The organism is Hyphomicrobium album, assembly GCF_009708035.1.
Taxonomy (GTDB): Bacteria; Pseudomonadota; Alphaproteobacteria; order Rhizobiales; family Hyphomicrobiaceae; genus Hyphomicrobium_A; species Hyphomicrobium_A album.
In genome coordinates this window covers 154,531-170,282 of sequence record NZ_WMBQ01000001.1, presented here as the reverse complement: position 1 = coordinate 170,282, position 15,752 = coordinate 154,531, and the positions used below count along the sequence as shown (strand labels likewise).

Annotated in this window: 13 protein-coding genes and 1 tRNA gene; 3 read left to right on the top strand and 11 right to left on the bottom strand. The window is 65.1% G+C overall.

Features of this window, described 5'->3' with window-relative positions:
* Entirely contained in the window at positions 1-909 is a 909-nt protein-coding gene (locus GIW81_RS00625) for a carbon-nitrogen hydrolase family protein (RefSeq protein ID WP_154737423.1), read from the top strand.
* A gap of 163 nt (positions 910-1,072) precedes the next feature.
* Here the strand turns inward: GIW81_RS00625 and GIW81_RS00620 are convergent, their stop codons facing one another.
* Positions 1,073-1,777, bottom strand: coding sequence for an SIMPL domain-containing protein (locus tag GIW81_RS00620; RefSeq protein WP_154737422.1), 705 nt, complete (start codon positions 1,775-1,777; stop codon positions 1,073-1,075).
* A gap of 146 nt (positions 1,778-1,923) precedes the next feature.
* Here GIW81_RS00620 and GIW81_RS00615 point away from each other — a divergent pair.
* A tRNA-Ile gene (locus GIW81_RS00615) sits at positions 1,924-1,999 on the top strand.
* Positions 2,000-2,014: 15 nt separating this feature from the next.
* Here the strand turns inward: GIW81_RS00615 and GIW81_RS00610 are convergent.
* From GIW81_RS00610 to GIW81_RS00595, 4 genes are all read right to left on the bottom strand, one after another.
* Positions 2,015-2,152, bottom strand: coding sequence for a hypothetical protein (locus GIW81_RS00610; RefSeq protein WP_154737421.1), 138 nt, complete (start codon positions 2,150-2,152; stop codon positions 2,015-2,017).
* 124 nt (positions 2,153-2,276) lie between these two features.
* Positions 2,277-2,663: a cyclophilin-like fold protein gene (locus GIW81_RS00605; protein ID WP_154737420.1), complete on the bottom strand. Its 387-nt coding sequence runs from the start codon at positions 2,661-2,663 to the stop codon at positions 2,277-2,279.
* 294 nt (positions 2,664-2,957) lie between these two features.
* On the bottom strand, positions 2,958-4,202 hold the full coding sequence (locus GIW81_RS00600; RefSeq protein ID WP_154737419.1) for a beta-ketoacyl-[acyl-carrier-protein] synthase family protein: 1,245 nt from the start codon (positions 4,200-4,202) through the stop codon (positions 2,958-2,960).
* 135 nt (positions 4,203-4,337) lie between these two features.
* Positions 4,338-4,610, bottom strand: coding sequence for an acyl carrier protein (locus GIW81_RS00595; protein WP_154737418.1), 273 nt, complete (start codon positions 4,608-4,610; stop codon positions 4,338-4,340).
* Positions 4,611-5,020: 410 nt separating this feature from the next.
* On the opposite strand from GIW81_RS00595, the gene GIW81_RS00590 reads away from it, so the two are divergent.
* Positions 5,021-6,739: a long-chain-fatty-acid--CoA ligase gene (locus GIW81_RS00590; RefSeq protein ID WP_210251892.1), complete on the top strand. Its 1,719-nt coding sequence runs from the start codon at positions 5,021-5,023 to the stop codon at positions 6,737-6,739.
* Positions 6,740-6,775: 36 nt separating this feature from the next.
* Here GIW81_RS00590 and GIW81_RS00585 read toward each other — a convergent pair whose 3' ends face one another.
* The 6 genes from GIW81_RS00585 to GIW81_RS00560 all read right to left on the bottom strand — a co-directional run bounded on the left by GIW81_RS00585 (position 6,776) and on the right by GIW81_RS00560 (position 15,583).
* Complete coding sequence (locus tag GIW81_RS00585) at positions 6,776-6,976, bottom strand: hypothetical protein (protein ID WP_195930290.1); 201 nt, start codon at positions 6,974-6,976, stop codon at positions 6,776-6,778.
* A 249-nt stretch (positions 6,977-7,225) separates the two neighbouring features.
* Positions 7,226-7,609: a hypothetical protein gene (locus GIW81_RS00580; protein WP_154737415.1), complete on the bottom strand. Its 384-nt coding sequence runs from the start codon at positions 7,607-7,609 to the stop codon at positions 7,226-7,228.
* A 695-nt stretch (positions 7,610-8,304) separates the two neighbouring features.
* Positions 8,305-9,624, bottom strand: a complete 1,320-nt coding sequence (locus tag GIW81_RS00575; RefSeq protein WP_154737414.1) for an SAM-dependent methyltransferase — start codon at positions 9,622-9,624, stop codon at positions 8,305-8,307.
* 67 nt (positions 9,625-9,691) lie between these two features.
* Positions 9,692-10,996 (bottom strand): acetyl-CoA C-acetyltransferase, encoded by a 1,305-nt coding sequence (locus GIW81_RS00570; RefSeq protein ID WP_154737413.1) that lies wholly within the window; start codon positions 10,994-10,996, stop codon positions 9,692-9,694.
* A 24-nt stretch (positions 10,997-11,020) separates the two neighbouring features.
* On the bottom strand, positions 11,021-13,027 hold the full coding sequence (locus tag GIW81_RS00565) for a 3-hydroxyacyl-CoA dehydrogenase NAD-binding domain-containing protein (protein WP_154737412.1): 2,007 nt from the start codon (positions 13,025-13,027) through the stop codon (positions 11,021-11,023).
* Between the two features lie 63 nt (positions 13,028-13,090).
* On the bottom strand, positions 13,091-15,583 hold the full coding sequence (locus GIW81_RS00560) for an acyl-CoA dehydrogenase (RefSeq protein WP_154737411.1): 2,493 nt from the start codon (positions 15,581-15,583) through the stop codon (positions 13,091-13,093).
* Between the last annotated feature and the right edge of the window lie 169 nt (positions 15,584-15,752).

Below are 15,752 nucleotides of genomic sequence, written 5' to 3'. Positions count from 1 at the left end.
ATGAGCCAACGCCAGACCTTGAAGGTCGCCGCCGCCCAGTACCCGATCGACCAGCCCGCCACGCTCGACGCTTGGCGGGACAAGATCGTGCGTTGGGTGGCCGACGGCGCGGCGACCGGCGCCGAGGTTCTGGTGTTCCCGGAGTACGCGGCGATCGAGCAGGCAGCGGCACTCGGCGAGAAGGTCTACGGCGATCTCGACGCCACGCTGCAAGCGGTGGCGGAGCTCGAAGGCGACCGCGTCGCCCTGCATCAGGATCTAGCGGCCAAGCACCGCGTGCACATCCTCGTCGGCAGCGGCCCCTCGCGCAAAGGCGAGGGCCGCTACGTCAACGCCGCGCAGCTCGTCACGCCGAAGGGCAGCGTCGGCATTCAAGAAAAGCTGATCATGACCCCGTTCGAGACCGACTGGGGCATCTCGGCCGGCTCGCAACTGCGCGTGTTCGACACTGTGCTCGGGCTCGTCGGCATCAACATCTGCTACGACAGTGAGTTTCCACTGATCGCCCGCGCCATGGCAGAGGCCGGCGCCGAGCTGTTGCTCGTGCCGTCGTGCACCGAGCGCGTCTCGGGCTATCATCGCGTCCGCACCGGCTCGCGGGCGAGAGCGCTGGAGAACCAGATCGCCACCGTCGTCAGCCCCACCGTGGGCGACGCGCTTTGGTCCCCGGCGGTCGACAGGAACACCGGCGCGGCCGGCGTCTACGTGCCGTCCGAGCAGACGGTGTCGGACACCGGCATCCTCGCCCAGGGCGAGCTCAACACTGCCCAGTGGGTGACGGCCGACGTCGACATGGCGCGCCTGCGCCACCTGCGCACGTCGGGCGAGATGCGCAACTATATCGACTGGGCGAACCAGCTCGGCGCATCGAAGCTGGCCGACAAGGTTGAGATCGTCACGCTGGAATAGTCCGAACACGCTGTCATCCCGGGCGAGCGAGCGCCAGGTGCGAGCGTGACCCGGGACCCAGGAGAGAACTGCGCAGCTCCGAATAGGGAGGCTACGCCGCACCCTAAGCTGGGTCCCGGATATCCGCTCACTGCGTTCCCGGCTTCCGGGATGACAAGCAACGCTACTTCAGCGCCCAGGTGACGGTGACGCTGGCTTCGAGCGTTTCGGTGCCGCGCTCGATGGGTACCGCCTCGGCCTTCATGGCGCGGGCGAACACCGGGCGCGGCGGCGGCGCCGCATCGCCCTCGGAGATCACCAGCACGTCGCCCACCTCGGCACCGGCAGCGGCTGCATAGAGATCGGCGCGGCGACGTGCATTGGCGACCGCCTCCTTGCGCGCATCGTCGAGCAGCGTTTCCGACTTGCTCACCTCGAAGCTCAAGCCCGCCGTCTGGTTGGCGCCCGCCGTCACCAGCCGGTCGAGGATCGCACCCAGCTTGCCCAGATCGCGCACCAGCACCTGCACCTCGTTGGTGACGCTGTAGCCGTCGATCTTCGGCGCCTGGCCTTCGATGGGGCGCGTGTAGCGCGGCTCTACCCGGAACGACGCGGTCTGGATGTCCTTTGGATCGATGCCGGCCGACTTCAATTCGGCGATGACCTTCTGCATCGCCTCGCTGTTCTTGGCCAGCGCCTCGCTCGCCGTGGCCGCGTCGGCGGTGACGCCCGAGGTGATGCGTGCCTGGTCGGGCTCGACGGTGACGCTTCCCGAGGCGGAGATGGTGATCGTGCGCCGTTGCTTGTCGTCGTCAGCCTGGGCGCCCGACATGGCGCCGATGAGCGTGAGACCCAAAAGGGCGGGGCGGAGGTAGTAGAGGGAACGCATAGAGATAGCCTTGGATTGTTGCAGCTCACCCTAGGATAGCCCGGCATCGGGGACGTTTCGCGGCGAAATCGTCGGCTTTCGGCGGCGGCACTAAGTCTGATATGAGGGGCGCCTGCCCGCCCGGCAATCGAGTCTCACCGGCGTGCGGGCCCGTAGCTCAATGGTTAGAGCTGGCGGCTCATAACCGTCTGGTTCCAGGTTCGAATCCTGGCGGGCCCACCAAACCGAACTATGCGCTCAGCGAACAATGCGCAGGTTGGCGCGGGTGCCGCTCACGTGCTCTTCGTAGCCGGAGGAGTGGCCTTGCTGCGGCGCAGGATCGGGAACGATCCAGGCGGCTGCCACACCCACCACGAGACGCATCAGCAGATCCATCGCCTCGCCTCCTCGCGCGGAGCCGCGATCCTCACATGCTCCCAGCATACTGGGGTCCAGCGGAGTCTCAATCGGTCGTCGAGGCGATTAGTTCCGGCAAGACGTGCGCAGAAGCGGCGAGTCGTCAGGCGTCGTGCCCGTTGGCGTCGACGATCGAGATGCCTTCGCCGGCGTGCACAGATTTCAGGCGGCCGACGTCGTCCAGCGCCATAGCCCAGATATTGCACGGACTCGCCATGCGAATTTCCCCGCGCCGCGACATCGGCGTCGGCCCGAAGCCGATGGCGATGGCGTCTCCGTCGGGCCAGAAAGCAATCTCGCCGGCGTTGATCACGTCGCGCGCGCCGGGCTCGGGATCGGAGCTGACCGGCGCGTTGAAGTAGACCTCGCGGCCCCACATCTTGGCTTCCGCATGGATCGGCAACGCCGCCCAGATGCGTTCGGCGGTCGGGGTCTCGAGCAGCCGCGCGCGTATGGCCACCTTGCCTGCACGGATTACGATCTCGCGCATCCAGCGCCTCCCAAGCCGGTCAGTCTTCACGCTGCCGTTGGTTACACTCTCTCATTGTGACGGACCGTCATCAATACCCGAGAGGGAAGCCGCTGCTGCCACGCCCGGTTGCAGACGCAAAGTATCCCCACCTGATCGCAGCAGCCGCAGGGGGCTATGTGCTTAACGCGCCTCATAAATGTGGCGCGGTTACAGCGAAGACGGTGTTTTTGTGCAAATGGCACGATTGGCAAATGCGCCACGCCGACGGCGCAACGTGCGCTCAGGGTTGCCGGCGCGTCACACCCTCCTGCGTCAAGCCGGCGGCGGCCCAAACACCAGCACCGCGTTGAGACCACCGAAAGCGAAGGAGTTCGACATCGCGTAGGTGACGTCCTGCTTGCGGCCGACGTTGGGGATGTAATCGAGATCGCACTCCGGATCGGGCTCGTCGAGACCGATCGTCGGCGGCACCCAATTCTCGTTCATCGCCTTGATGCAGGCCACGGCCTCTATGCTACCGCCGGCGCCGAGCGGATGGCCGGTCATCGACTTGGTCGAGGAGATCGCGAGGTTCTTGGCGTGGTTGCCAAAGACCTCCTTGATGGCATTCGTCTCGTTGGCGTCGTTGATGGTCGTCGCGGTGCCGTGGGCGTTGAGATATTGGATATCGGAAGGCGAGAGTTGCGCGTCGTCGAGCGCCATGCGCATGGCTTCCTTGGGCCCCTCGATGTCGGGGTTGACCATGTCCTTGGCGTCGGAGGACATGCCGTAGCCGACGATCTCGGCGAGGATCTTGGCGCCGCGCGCCTGCGCGTGCTCGAGAGATTCCATGACGAGAATCCCGGCGCCTTCGCCCAGCACGGTGCCGTTGCGCTTCTTGGAGAACGGGAAGCAGCCTTCGGGCGACAGAACGTGCAACGCCTGCCAGGCCTTCATGGTCCCGTAGGTGATGACCGATTCCGAAGCGCCGGCGATGGCGACGTCGACCATGCCGTTCTTGATGTAGTCGCGGGCGATGCCGATCGCGTGCGTCGCCGTCGAGCAGGCGCTGCAGGTCGCGAAGGTCGGTCCCTTCACGCCGAACTCGATGCCGACGTGCGCGCTGGCGGAGGAGCCGATGATGCGCAGCAGCGTCAATGGATGGGTGGCGCGCTTGCCCTCCAGGAACAACGCCCGGTAGGACTGCTCGAAGGTGACGAGACCGCCGGCGCCCGACCCGATGATGCAGGCGGCGCGGTAAGGGTTGGCGACGGGTATTTCGAGACCCGATTGCCGCATCGCCTCGTCGGCAGCCGCGGCGGCGAACCAGGAATAGCGGTCGGCATGCATCACCAGCTTGTCGCGCTGGAAGTGCTTCAACCGCACCTTGGGATCGAAGTTCTTGATCTGCGCCGCGATGAGGATCTTGAGGTCCTCGAGCGGGAAGCCGCCGAGCTCGCTGACCCCGCACTTGCTGGCCTGCATCGACGCCCAGAACTCAGGAACGTTGAGACCGATCGGCGTGACGACACCCATCCCGGTCACCACGACGCGGCGTGCGCCGTTCGCGTCTGCCATCTGATACCTGCCGGTTGTGAGCGGCGCAGCCGCGCCGCGACATAAGCTAACTTGCGAGCCGGCAATTGTCTTGCTGGGGGGAGCTCGCGAGAGTGGCCCGGGCGCGCAGTGAAGGCGCCCTGGTGCCGTTCGTTATCAAGCCTTGGCGCCGGCGGCCGCGGGACCCTTGGCCATCAAGTCCTTAACGCGATCGACAACCGAGCCGACGGTCTTGAAGTCTTCGACGTCTTCGTTCGCGTTGTAAGGAATTTCGATGCCAAACGTGTCTTCGATATCAAAAACGATCATTGCAAGATCGAGGGACTCAATCTTGAGATCCGTAAGCGGCGTCGACAGCGAGATGTCGTCGCGCGGCTCCTTCATGTGCTTCTTCAGGATCTCGACGATCTTGGTGCCAACTTCGTCCATATCAGTCTCCCACCCCCGCTCCACTGAAGCCTGGGGCCCGTATTACTTCGTTCCTAACTAGTGCAAGCCCATTAGCACAACAAGCTGTGGCGTCACATATCCTTAAACGCCCAGCAAGTCTAGCCGAAGGGCCCTAGCCAACCCGAGCGGCCGGCCAGCACTCCGCATAGCGTGGTTCCTACGCGCCTGCTGTCTTGTACGGTACAGTAAAACCTCTTCACAACCGTTGCGCTTTTCCCCGGTCTTAGCCTCGCCGCCCTTGGCCGACGCGTCGAAAACGTGTTCAATAACAAGGCGGATTTCAAGACCCTGTTTGCATTTGCAGGAGGGGCCCGCAACTGTCCGGCAACAGCCTCCCAGCTACACTGCTCTGAAAGGCTTAGCCGGGGAGACGATCGAGGATGGCGACGATGGTTCTTACCAGGCCGCCGGCCAACGCGTCGCAGCCGGCTATGGCCTGGCTCGATCACTACCCGCGCGGCGTCGATTGGCACATGCCTCTTAAAGTCGCGCCATTGTACCGGCTGCTGGACGATGCGGTGGCCCGGTTTGGCCACCTCAACTGCACCAACTTTCTGGGCAGGACCCTCACCTATTCGGAGATCGGCGCGCAGGTCGACAGGGCTACGCTGGGGTTGCAGAGGCTTGGGGTCAAGAAGGGCACAAAGGTCGGCCTGTTCCTGCCCAACTCCCCCACCTTCATCGTCTTCTTCTTTGCGGTGCTGAAGGCCGGCGGCACCATCGTCAATTTCAACCCACTCTATACCGTCGCCGAGCTGACCCAGCAGGTGAAGGACAGCGACACCGAGCTGATGGTGACGCTCGACCTGAAGGTGCTGTTCGACAAGGTCGACGCCCTGCTGCAGGCCGGCTGCCTCAAGCGCGCCATCGTCGCCCCCTTCCCGCCGCTCCTCCCCGTGACCAAGGCGGCGCTGTTCCGCCTGTTTCGCTCCAAGGAGCTGGCGAGGCCGCTGCAGTCAGCCTCGCGCGACAAGATCGTGCTGGAAGCCGAGGTCATGGCCGGCGAGGGTCACCCCGAGCCGGTCGCCATCGATCCCATGAGGGACGTGGCGGTGCTGCAGTATACCGGTGGCACCACCGGGACGCCCAAGGGCGCCATGCTCACGCACGCCAATGTTTATGTGAACGTGCAGCAGGTGGGCGCCTCCTCTCCCGATCTCGCCGACGGCGTCGAGCGGGTGCTCGGCGTGCTGCCGTTCTTCCATGTCTTCGCGCTCACCGTCGTGATGAACCTCGGCATCGCCCACGCGGCCGAGATCATCATCATGCCGCGCTTCGCCCTCGACGATGCGCTGAAGCTCATCGACAAGACCAAGCCGACGATCATGCCGGGCGTGCCGACCCTGTTCAACGCCATTATGAACCACCCCAAGATCGGCGACTTCGATCTGTCGTCGCTGAAATTCTGCCTGTCGGGCGGCGCCGCGCTGCCCATCGAGGTGAAGCAGCGTTTCGAGGCGGTCACGGGCTGCAAGGTGGTCGAAGGCTATGGGTTGTCGGAAAGCTCGCCCGTCGTCACCTGCAATCCGCTGGAAGGCCCGGTGAAGCCAGGCTCGATAGGCATGCCCCTCCCAGGCACCGTCATCTCGCTGCGCGACCTGGGCGACCCCACCAAGGAGGTTCCGGTCGGCGAAAAGGGCGAGATCTGCATCAGCGGCCCGCAGGTCATGCTCGGCTACTACAAGCGCCCGCAGGAAACAGCCGAGCAGATGGTCGACGGGTTCCTGCGCACGGGCGACGTCGCCCGCATGGACGAGCAGGGTTTCTTCTTCATCGAGGACCGCATCAAGGACCTCATCATCTCGTCCGGTTTCAACGTCTACCCGCGCCGCATCGAGGAGGCGATCTACGAGCACCCCTCCGTGGCCGAGGTGACGGTCATCGGCATCAAGGACAAGAAGCGCGGCGAAGCGCCGAAGGCCTTCGTGCGCCTGAAGCCCGGCATGAGCGTTACCGTGCCGGAGCTGTGCGAGCACCTGGCGGTGCGCATCTCCAAGATCGAGATGCCGTCGGCGATCGAGTTCCGCGACGAGCTGCCGAAGACGATGATCGGCAAGCTGTCGAAGAAGGAGCTCAAGGCCGAGGAGGCCGCCAAGGGCACTGCCTAGCCTGGACAGGCTAGGCAGGCTGGGCGCGCCGGACCCTTAGTCGGAGCCGATCAAAGGCAGATCCATCGATTTGATGCAGACCGTGCCGTCGACCTCGACGTAGCCCTTGTCGTACTTGTGACTGGCGATCGTCTCGAAGTGCAGACGGTGCTCCTTGAAGCGATGGAAGTAGGAGCAATCCGCGCGGGCGACGTAATCGAGATCGTCGAGCGCCGCATTGGATACAACGACATTCACGCGTTTGGCTCCGTCTCGCATGACGAAGCGAACGATGCCTTTATAGGTGTCTTGGACAGCCGGTATCGCAGCCCGTGTGAGCGGCATGGGCGTTCCCCCTTCCGTTGATGATTGCCTTCCCCCGCAATTCGTCAACGCTGCACGCCTCGAAAATCACATTGCCGCAAGATTGCGCAAAAATAATGTCGGCGCGTCACGTCGATGCAACGCGCCAGCGTCTCGCTCACGGTCAGTCCCGCTAGAGGACACTCAGCGCAGCCGGTCGACGATCCGCAGCGCGAGCCACGACCCCAGCATCGAGATGAGCACCATGCCGGCCAGCGACACGTAAAGCAGGGGATGTTTCGACTGCGCGAGCGCCCCGCCTATACCCAGCAGCCCTTGTATCGTGACGAAAATCATTCCGCCTATCTGGGCGGCGACAAGCATACCGACGAACGACGCGATGATGCTCACGATCCAACCGAGTACGCCCCGGTTGTGCAGCCATGCATCGCGGATCCCGACGGCGAATGCGGTGGCGAAAATGACGATCGCGATGGTCATCGGACCACCGACGCTCGAGTCCGGGATCGAGCCGGACAGTTCAAGAGCCAGAAGAGTGATAATGGCAACCAGTGCAATGTACTTCATGAACCGCGTCCCGACCCTGCAATTTCGCCGCCTACAATGGAAGGACATCCGAAATTCGGCAACGGGTTTGGTAGAGGTTCGAACGCCGCCTCGGATCAATGCGGAGTTTATACCCGCTTTCAAAACGTCCCCCATACTCCCCTCACCTTGCCCGTCTGAGCGTCTGAAGCGGGGCAGGGCCGGTGACCCGGACGAGGCCCGCGTGTTCTTTCCGTTCGCACGCGTGTCGCGAGGATAGCTCGTCCTCTCAAATCCGGGGTCGCGGACCGAGGCTGTGCAGAATGGCAACAAACTGTACGGACGCCCTCCGGCAGCGGCGCTCACGCGTTACGAGCGCAGTCGCCCGACGATCCCGAACGCTAGAGCCCGGCGGTGGACGCGGCAGGGTGGGATCGGACGGTCGCTGACGACGTGCATAGCACCCTCGGCACGGCAGCGCACCGACGCGGGCGCCGAAAGGTCGCCGGACTTGTAACTAGGATGGCGGTCATTCGGCGCCCGCGCTCCCTCGCTCTTTGACATGCCTCGGGGCCATTGGCCCGCGAGACCGAGAACGCACGCACTAACCTCTCCCATTGGGAGAGGTCGACGCGAGATGCCTGCATCGGGCGGCGGGTGAGGGGTTGCGGGACGAAGCGGTCCAGACCCCTCACCCAGAATGAGCGGCACGCACTGGCATGGCGCCCGAAGCCAGCCTAGCGATAGAGGTCGGCGCGCGTCGGCGGGATGGCCGGCGGACGCTTGGCATTCTTCGACACCAGCGTCTGGAAGATGCGCAGCGTACCGCGCGAGAACGCCAACGAGACGCCGGCGAGATACGCGACCCAGATGCGATACTTCTCCTCGCTGACGTACTTCAGCGCCGCTTCGCGGTTCGCGGTCAGGCGCTCGCACCACAGCTTGCAGGTGCGCGCGTAGTGCAGCCGCCAGGCCTCGACGTCCTGGATCTCGAAGCCGGCACGCTCCATGGCGAAAATTGAGTGGCCGATGTCATCGAGCTCGCCACCGGGAAAGATGTACTTGGCGATCGCCTTCTGCTCGGGGCGCATCCCTTTCTTGAACCAGCCCTGCTTGGGTGCGCGCCGCGCGATGGCGTGATTGAGGAACAGGCCGTCTTGCGCCAGTAGCGACTGCATCTTGGCCATGTAGCCGGGAATGTTCTTCAGGCCGATGTGCTCGTACATGCCGATCGAGGCGATCTTGTCGAACTGCCCCGACATCATCGAGTAGTCCTTGAACTCCACTGTCACCTTGTCCTCGAGCCCGAGGCGCTTGATCTTCTCCTTGGCGAAGGCGAGCTGCTCCTCCGACAGCGTGATGCCATGCGCGGTGACGCCGTAGGTCTTGGCCGCGTGGCAGATGAGGCCCCCCCAGCCACAGCCGATATCGAGAAAGCGGTCTCCCGGCTTCAGCCGTAGCTTGCGGCAGATCATCTCCAGCTTGTCGCGCTGCGCCTGGGCGACGTCGTTGTTCCAGTCCGTGTAGTAGGCGCAGGAGTAGACCATCTCCGGATCGAGGAAGAGCGCGTAGAAGTCGTTCGACAGGTCGTAGTGGAACTGGATGAAGTCCTTGTTGTCGGCGACCTTGCGTTTGCGGCCCGTAATCTCGCCGGCAAAGCCCTGGTCGTCGTAAGCATCGACTGAGCGCGCCAGAAGAAACGGCGACAGCTTGCCGATGAGCTTCAGCGCATCGCGGCCTTTGAGCTTCACCGAGCGCCCGCCCTGGTTGAGCTGCGAGCCGAGGTCGATGAGCGTCCCGCCGGAAAAGTCGATGCCCTTATCGACGTAGTGGCGGATGAAGTTATCGAGCGTCGGCCAGCGCAGGAGCGAGCCGATGACGCCGGCATCGGCGATCGACAGGACGAACGGGCCGGTGACGTTCTTGCCCAGCGGCGTCAGCGACCCGTCCCACAGGCGCAGCGAGGCGTTGAGGTCGAGTTTGTCGCCAAGCTCGCGTGCCAGAGCGCGCGCCGCCTCGAGCTGCCGCGCCGCCTTGTCGGACTTGCCGTTACCCATAGGGATCGCGCCCCGCTGCCGATTGCTTGCCGGCTGCGTCGCATACCTTCCCGGCCCTGTCGAGGGGTTACGCGGCTTGGTGCAACTCGGCGGCGTCCTTCGATTCCATGATGGCGGCGACACCCATGCCGCCCGCGGTGCAAATCGAAATCAGCCCGCGGCCATGTTTCTCGGACAGGAGCTTGCCGAGGTTGCCCACAATACGCGCGCCCGTCGCCGCGAACGGATGCCCCATGGCGATGGACGACCCGCGCACGTTGAGCTTCGACCGGTCGATGGAGCCCATCGGCTCGGCGCGGCCGAGAACCTCCTTACAGTAGACCGGATCTTCCCAGGCCTTCAGCGTCGCCAGCACCTGCGCCGCGAACGCCTCGTGGATCTCGTAGTAGTCGAAATCCTGGAGCCTGAGGCCGGCACGCTCGAGCATTTTCGATACGGCGATCGTCGGCGCCATCAGCAGGCCGTCGCCGCCGACGAAGTCGTTGGCCGCAGCTTGAGAATACGTGAGGTAGGCCTGCACCGGGAGGCCGTGCTTGGTCGCCCATTCCTCCGAGGCGAGCAGCACCGCGGCGGCGCCGTCGGTCAGCGGCGTCGAGTTGGCGGCGGTCAGGGTGCCGCGTTCGGTTTTATCGAAGGCGGTCTTGAGCGTCGCCAGCTTTTCCGCGGTCGCGTCCAACCGGATATTGTTGTCGCGGTATACGCCGGCGAATGGCGTCACAAGGTCATCCATATATCCGGAGCGATACGCGTCCGCCGCCTTGCGGTGGCTTTCCAGCGCGAAGGCGTCCTGGTCGGCGCGGGTGATGCCCCACTCTTGCGCCATCAGCTCGGCGTGCTCGCCCATCGACAGTCCGGTGCGCGGCTCGGCGTTGGCAGGGGCCGACGGCACCAGCTCGCCCGGGCCGAAGCCCTTGAACACCTTGAGCCTGTCCATGAAGGTCTTCTGCTGGCCGAGCTTGACCAGGCGCTGCGCGAGCTTCTTCGACACGACGATGGGTGCATCCGACGTCGTGTCGGAGCCGACGGCGATGGCGCATTCGATCTCGCCGGTGGCGATCTTCGCCGCGCTGCCCAAGCCGCCCTGCAGGCTGGTGCCGCAGGCCTGCATCATCGTTATGCCGGGCGTCGATGCCTTGAGGCGCGTGCCGAGCACCGCTTCGCGCGTGAGGTTGAAGTCCTTCGAGTGGGTGACGACGGCGCCGCCGACGACCTCGTCGATATGCTGGCCCTTCAGGTTGTAGCGATCGACGAGCGCGTTGAGCGCTCCCGTCATCAGGTCGAGATTGGAGAGGTCGGCATAGAAGGTGTTGGAGCGGCAGAACGGAATGCGCGCCCCGCCGATGACCGCCACGCGTCTCAAGAAACGTTGCATCTCGTCCTGCCTCTTGGCTCGAAGTTATTCGGCGGCCGCGGCTTGCGCGGGAACGGCGGGCGACTGCGCCGCCTTGTAGTGCAGCGGGCCGCCGCGGAACGGCGCGAACCCCGTGCCGAAGATGACACCGGCATCGACGAGGTCGGCATTCTCGACCACCTGCTCGTCGACGGCGCGCTGCGCCTCGGCGATCAGCGGCTCGACGAGGTCGCGACCAAGCTTCTCCATTTCCGCCTTGTCGAAGACGCGGCCGGTCTTCTGCGGCTTGCCCCCCTCCCAGACGTAGAAGCCCTCGCCCGACTTCTTGCCGAGCTTGCCCTCGGCCACGAGCCGGTCGAGCTTGGAGCCTTCCGAGGAGAACTTGAGAATGTGGGCGACGTGCGCGCACACATCGAGGCCGACGGTGTCGGCGAGCTCGATGGGGCCCATCGGCATGCCGAAGGCGCGCGCCGCCTCGTCGATGCGCTCCTTGTCCTCGCCGTGCTCCAGACGGACCATGGCGCCGAACATATATGGCGTGAGCACGCGGTTCACGAGGAAGCCGGGCACGCTCTTGGTGATGAGGGGAAACTTGTCGATGGCGGTGACGAAGGCGGCGCCGCGCTTCACGTCCTCCTCGCGCGTCTGCGACCCGCGCACGACCTCGACGAGCGGCATCAGCGCTACCGGATTGAAGAAGTGCAGGCCGATGAGGCGGCCAGGATCGGGCAGCCCGGCGGCGATATCCTCGATCAGCAGCGACGAGGTGTTGGTGGCGAGCACGGCACCGGGCTTCATCTTGGCCTCGATCTCGCTCAGCACCTTCTGCTTGATCGCCAGGTTCTCGACGATCGCCTCGATGACCACGTCGGCACGCGCGATGCCTTCGCCGTTCGGATCGGCGATGAGCCGCGCCTTGGCCGCGTCGCGCTGTGCCTTGGTCTTGAACTTGCGCGCGAACAGCTTGCCCTGCGCGGCGATCCCCTTGGTGATCTGCTCGGGCGAGACATCCTGCAGCGTCACCTCCATACCGCGGGCGACGCACCAGCCGGCGATGTCGGCGCCCATCGTGCCGGCGCCGATGACGTGCACACGCGAGGGACGCCAGGCGAGCTTTTTCGGCGCCTGACCCTTGAGCAACTCCGAAAGCCAGAACACCCGGCGCAGGTTGCGCGATTGATCCGAAACCATGAGCGGCGCGAAGGCGCGGGTCTCGGCGGCCTTCATCGCCTCGTCGTTGGCGCCGTAGCGCTCGAACAGGTCGATCAGACGATAGGGCGCCGGGTAATGGTCTTCGCGCGCCTTCTTGGCGACCTCCGAGCGCATGCGCTTGGCGAGCAGATCGCGCGCCGGCCACATGGAGAGTAGCTTCTTGGCAAAGCCCGCCGGCTTCGACTTGCGATTGCGCAGCACCGCCTTGCGCGCTGCCCAGGGAAGCGCGCCGCGGCTGTCCACGAGCTGGTCGACGAGGCCCATGCCCCGCGCAGCCGAGGCCGACAGCATCTTGCCGGTAAGCATCGCCTGCATGGCGGCTGGCGCACCGGCCAGGCGAATCGATCGCGCCGTACCGTTGAAGCCGGGGAAGATGCCGAGCTTTACCTCGGGGAAGCCAAGCTTGGTGCCGCTATCGCGCGTGGCGATGCGGTAGTGACAGGCCAGCGCCAGTTCGAGGCCGCCGCCGAGGCAGAAGCCGTTGATCGCGCAGACGACCGGCGCCGGCAGGCGCTCGATGTGGTCGAACAGCGCCGTCACCGCGCGCAGCTTCTCGATGACCTCGCTCTCGGTCTTGAGATCGGCGAACTCGCGGATGTCGGCCCCCACGATGAAGCCGCGCTCCTTGGCGGAGATGATGACGAGCCCGCGGATGGACTTGTCGCGCGCACCCTTCTCCACCACGGCGACGATCTCGCCCAGCTCTTCCAGCGGCCGGCGGCCAAGCGAGTTCTGGTTCTCGCCCTCGCGGTCGAACTCGGCCCAGCCGATGCCCCACTCGTCGACGGAGAAGCGCCAGTCCTTCAGGTTTGGCAACGGGCGGGACGCGGTCTTGAACATCGCAACTCCTCTCACGCAACCGGAGCCGCACCGCCGAAGCGATGCGCCGCTACGCGACTGATCCTACTCTGCTGCAGCGCTTTCGACGCCGCGCGAATTGTGCCCCAGCACGTCAGGGGTCGTTCGATAGTTGGGCTTCAGCGCGGCGGCATCGAAGTGGTCGACGGCAATCACGCGGGCGGTGAGCGCTTCGAGCTCGCGCAGCTGCTGGCCCTCGCTCTCGGTGACGACGCCCTGCGCCATTGCCTCGCCGATCCAGTCGATGCCGTGATAGCGGCGCACCGTGCCGGCGCGGATGGCCCGCTCGAGCTTCTTCTCGGCTTCCTCGGCGGCGATCGCCTTCTTCATCGTCACCTCGAGCAGGCCGGTCGGATCGTCCGGGTCATGCGACACGTAGATGTAGCGCGTGAGACGCTCGCGCACCTCCGGTGCCTCCATCACCAGCTTCACCGCGCGGTGGCCGAGGACATCCGGCGCCGGGCGATAGGGATTTCCGAAGGGGAAGGCGACGATGCGCATCGCCCAGCGCGCGGCGGGAATGGGGAAGTTGTCGACGACGCCGCGCAGCGCTTCCTGGAAGCGGTAGAGGCCGTTCATCGCAGCGAGATCCACAAAGGTGCGATCGCTCGACAGGCGGCCGTCGTCCTCGTAGCGCTTCAGAACGCAGGCGAGGATGTAGAGCTCGGCCAGCGCGTCGGCGAGACGCCCGGAGAGCTTCTGCTTCATCTTCAGGCTGCCGCCGAGCGAGGCGACCGTGAGATCGGCGACGAAGGCGAAGCTGCGCGAGCAGCGCGCCAGCTGGCTGTACCAATTCGCGGTGTCGAACGATTTCTCCGGTGCCGGCGCGAAGATGCCTCCGGTGACATTGTGGAAGAAGGCGCCGCAGGCATTCGACACCGAGAACGCGACGTGATCGCCAAAGGCGCGGTCGAAGGCGTCGAGCCCCCGCGTGCGGTCGGCATCCTGCGCCGCCTGGATCTCGCGATAGAGATAGGGATGCGAGCGCAACGCGCCCTGGGCGAAGGTGATGAGCGTGCGCGTCAGGATGTTGGCGCCTTCGACCGTGATGCCGACCGGCACCATTTGATAGGCCGATTGCAGGTAGTTGGTCGGACCGTCGCAGATGGCGCGGCCGCCGTGAATGTCGAAGGCGTCGTTGACCGCCTGGCGCATGCGCTCGGTCGTGGCGTACTTCATCAGCGCCGAGATCACCGACGGGCGCTCGCCGCGCGAGACCATCGCGGCTGTTACTGCACGTGCTGCCTCGGTCGCATAGGCCGACTCCACCAAGCGCGCGAGCGGCTCCTCGACGCCTTCCATACGCGCCACCGGCAGGCCGAACTGCTTGCGGATGCGCCCATACGCGCTCGACACGCGCAACATCATCTTGGTGCCGGCGGTGGCAGTCGAAGGCAGCGAGATGGCGCGGCCGGCGGCGAGGCATTCCATCAGCATGCGCCAGCCCTGGCCAGCCATCGCTTCGCCGCCGATGATCCAGTCGATCGGAATGACGACGTCGCGGCCCCAGTTGGGTCCGTTGGGGAAAGCCGCACCCGATGGCAAATGGCGACGGCCGATCTGCACGCCCCCGTGCTTGGTCGGGATCATGGCGACGGTGATGCCGAGGTTGTCGCCCTTGCCGAGGATGTTCTCGGGATCAAACAGGCGGAAGGCGAGGCCGAGTAGCGTCGCTTTGGGGCCAAGCGTGATGTAGCGCTTGTCCCAAGAGAGGCGGATCGCCGGCTTGCCGTCGGGGCCGCGAATGACGGTGCCTATGTCGCGCATCGTAGCGGCGTCGGAGCCGGACGTGGGGCCAGTCAGTGCGAAGCACGGGATCTCCTCGCCCTTGGCGAGGCGCGGCAGGTAGTAATGCTTTTGCTGCTCGGTGCCGTACTTCTCGATCAGCTCGCCTGGACCCAGCGAGTTCGGGACCATGACGATGGTGACGACGTCGGGGGAGCGCGAGGCGATCTTGCCGATGATCAGCGACTGCGCCTGCGCGGAGAAGCCAAGACCGCCATGCTCTTTGGAAATAAGCATGCCGAGGAAGCCGCGCGACTTGACGAAGTCCCAGATGTTCTCGGGGATCTCGCGCTGCGCATGGCGCACCTGCCAGTCGTCGATCATCCCGCACAGCTCGCCGGTCGGGCCATCGAGGAACGCCTGCTCCTCGGGGGTGAGGACCACAGGGGCGATAGCGCGGAGCTTGTTCCAGTCGGGGGTTCCGGAAAACAGCTCGGCATCGAAGCCGACGGTGCCGGCTTCCAGCGCCTGCTGCTCGGTGTCGGACACCTTCGGCAACGTGCCCTTCACGAACTTGAAGACGGGTGCGCTGACGTAGTTGCGGCGGATCGCGGGAATGGAGAGCACCGCAAGACCTGCGGCAAACACCCAGAGCAGGAAGCCGAACACGCCCATATGGCCGTGCACTGGCCCGCTCGCCCAGACGAGCGCCGCGAGCGCAAGAGCACCGGCCCATGCCCAGAGCGGCACCTTGTACATACCGAGGGCGAGGATGGCGCCGAGCAGCGCGACGCAAAACAGAAGCTCGACCATGCCTTTGTGCCTCCGCTGTCGTACCTTGGGCGCGCTCGGATGAGATCGCAACCTAACGCGCGGCTTGTTGCGTTGGCGTTAAGCTCAATAGGAGCTTGTTGCGCGTGCCATAGCGAGGAATTGGCGCACCTTCGCGGCGCCAGCGAGCAGATCGCGACAACTATAGACG

Bases quoted from the DNA above. Each gene is read 5' to 3' on its own strand.
- GIW81_RS00580 (WP_154737415.1), bottom strand. From the start codon at position 7,609: ATGAAGTACATTGCACTGGTTGCCATTATCACTCTTCTGGCTCTTGAA.
- GIW81_RS00570 (WP_154737413.1), bottom strand. From the start codon at position 10,996: ATGCAACGTTTCTTGAGACGCGTGGCGGTCATCGGCGGGGCGCGCATT.
- GIW81_RS00625 (WP_154737423.1), top strand. From the start codon at position 1: ATGAGCCAACGCCAGACCTTGAAGGTCGCCGCCGCCCAGTACCCGATC.
- GIW81_RS00560 (WP_154737411.1), bottom strand. From the start codon at position 15,583: ATGGTCGAGCTTCTGTTTTGCGTCGCGCTGCTCGGCGCCATCCTCGCC.
- GIW81_RS00600 (WP_154737419.1), bottom strand. From the start codon at position 4,202: ATGGCAGACGCGAACGGCGCACGCCGCGTCGTGGTGACCGGGATGGGT.
- GIW81_RS00590 (WP_210251892.1), top strand. From the start codon at position 5,021: ATGGTTCTTACCAGGCCGCCGGCCAACGCGTCGCAGCCGGCTATGGCC.
- GIW81_RS00595 (WP_154737418.1), bottom strand. From the start codon at position 4,610: ATGGACGAAGTTGGCACCAAGATCGTCGAGATCCTGAAGAAGCACATG.
- GIW81_RS00575 (WP_154737414.1), bottom strand. From the start codon at position 9,624: ATGGGTAACGGCAAGTCCGACAAGGCGGCGCGGCAGCTCGAGGCGGCG.
- GIW81_RS00620 (WP_154737422.1), bottom strand. From the start codon at position 1,777: ATGCGTTCCCTCTACTACCTCCGCCCCGCCCTTTTGGGTCTCACGCTC.
- GIW81_RS00610 (WP_154737421.1), bottom strand. From the start codon at position 2,152: ATGGATCTGCTGATGCGTCTCGTGGTGGGTGTGGCAGCCGCCTGGATC.
- GIW81_RS00605 (WP_154737420.1), bottom strand. From the start codon at position 2,663: ATGCGCGAGATCGTAATCCGTGCAGGCAAGGTGGCCATACGCGCGCGG.
- GIW81_RS00565 (WP_154737412.1), bottom strand. From the start codon at position 13,027: ATGTTCAAGACCGCGTCCCGCCCGTTGCCAAACCTGAAGGACTGGCGC.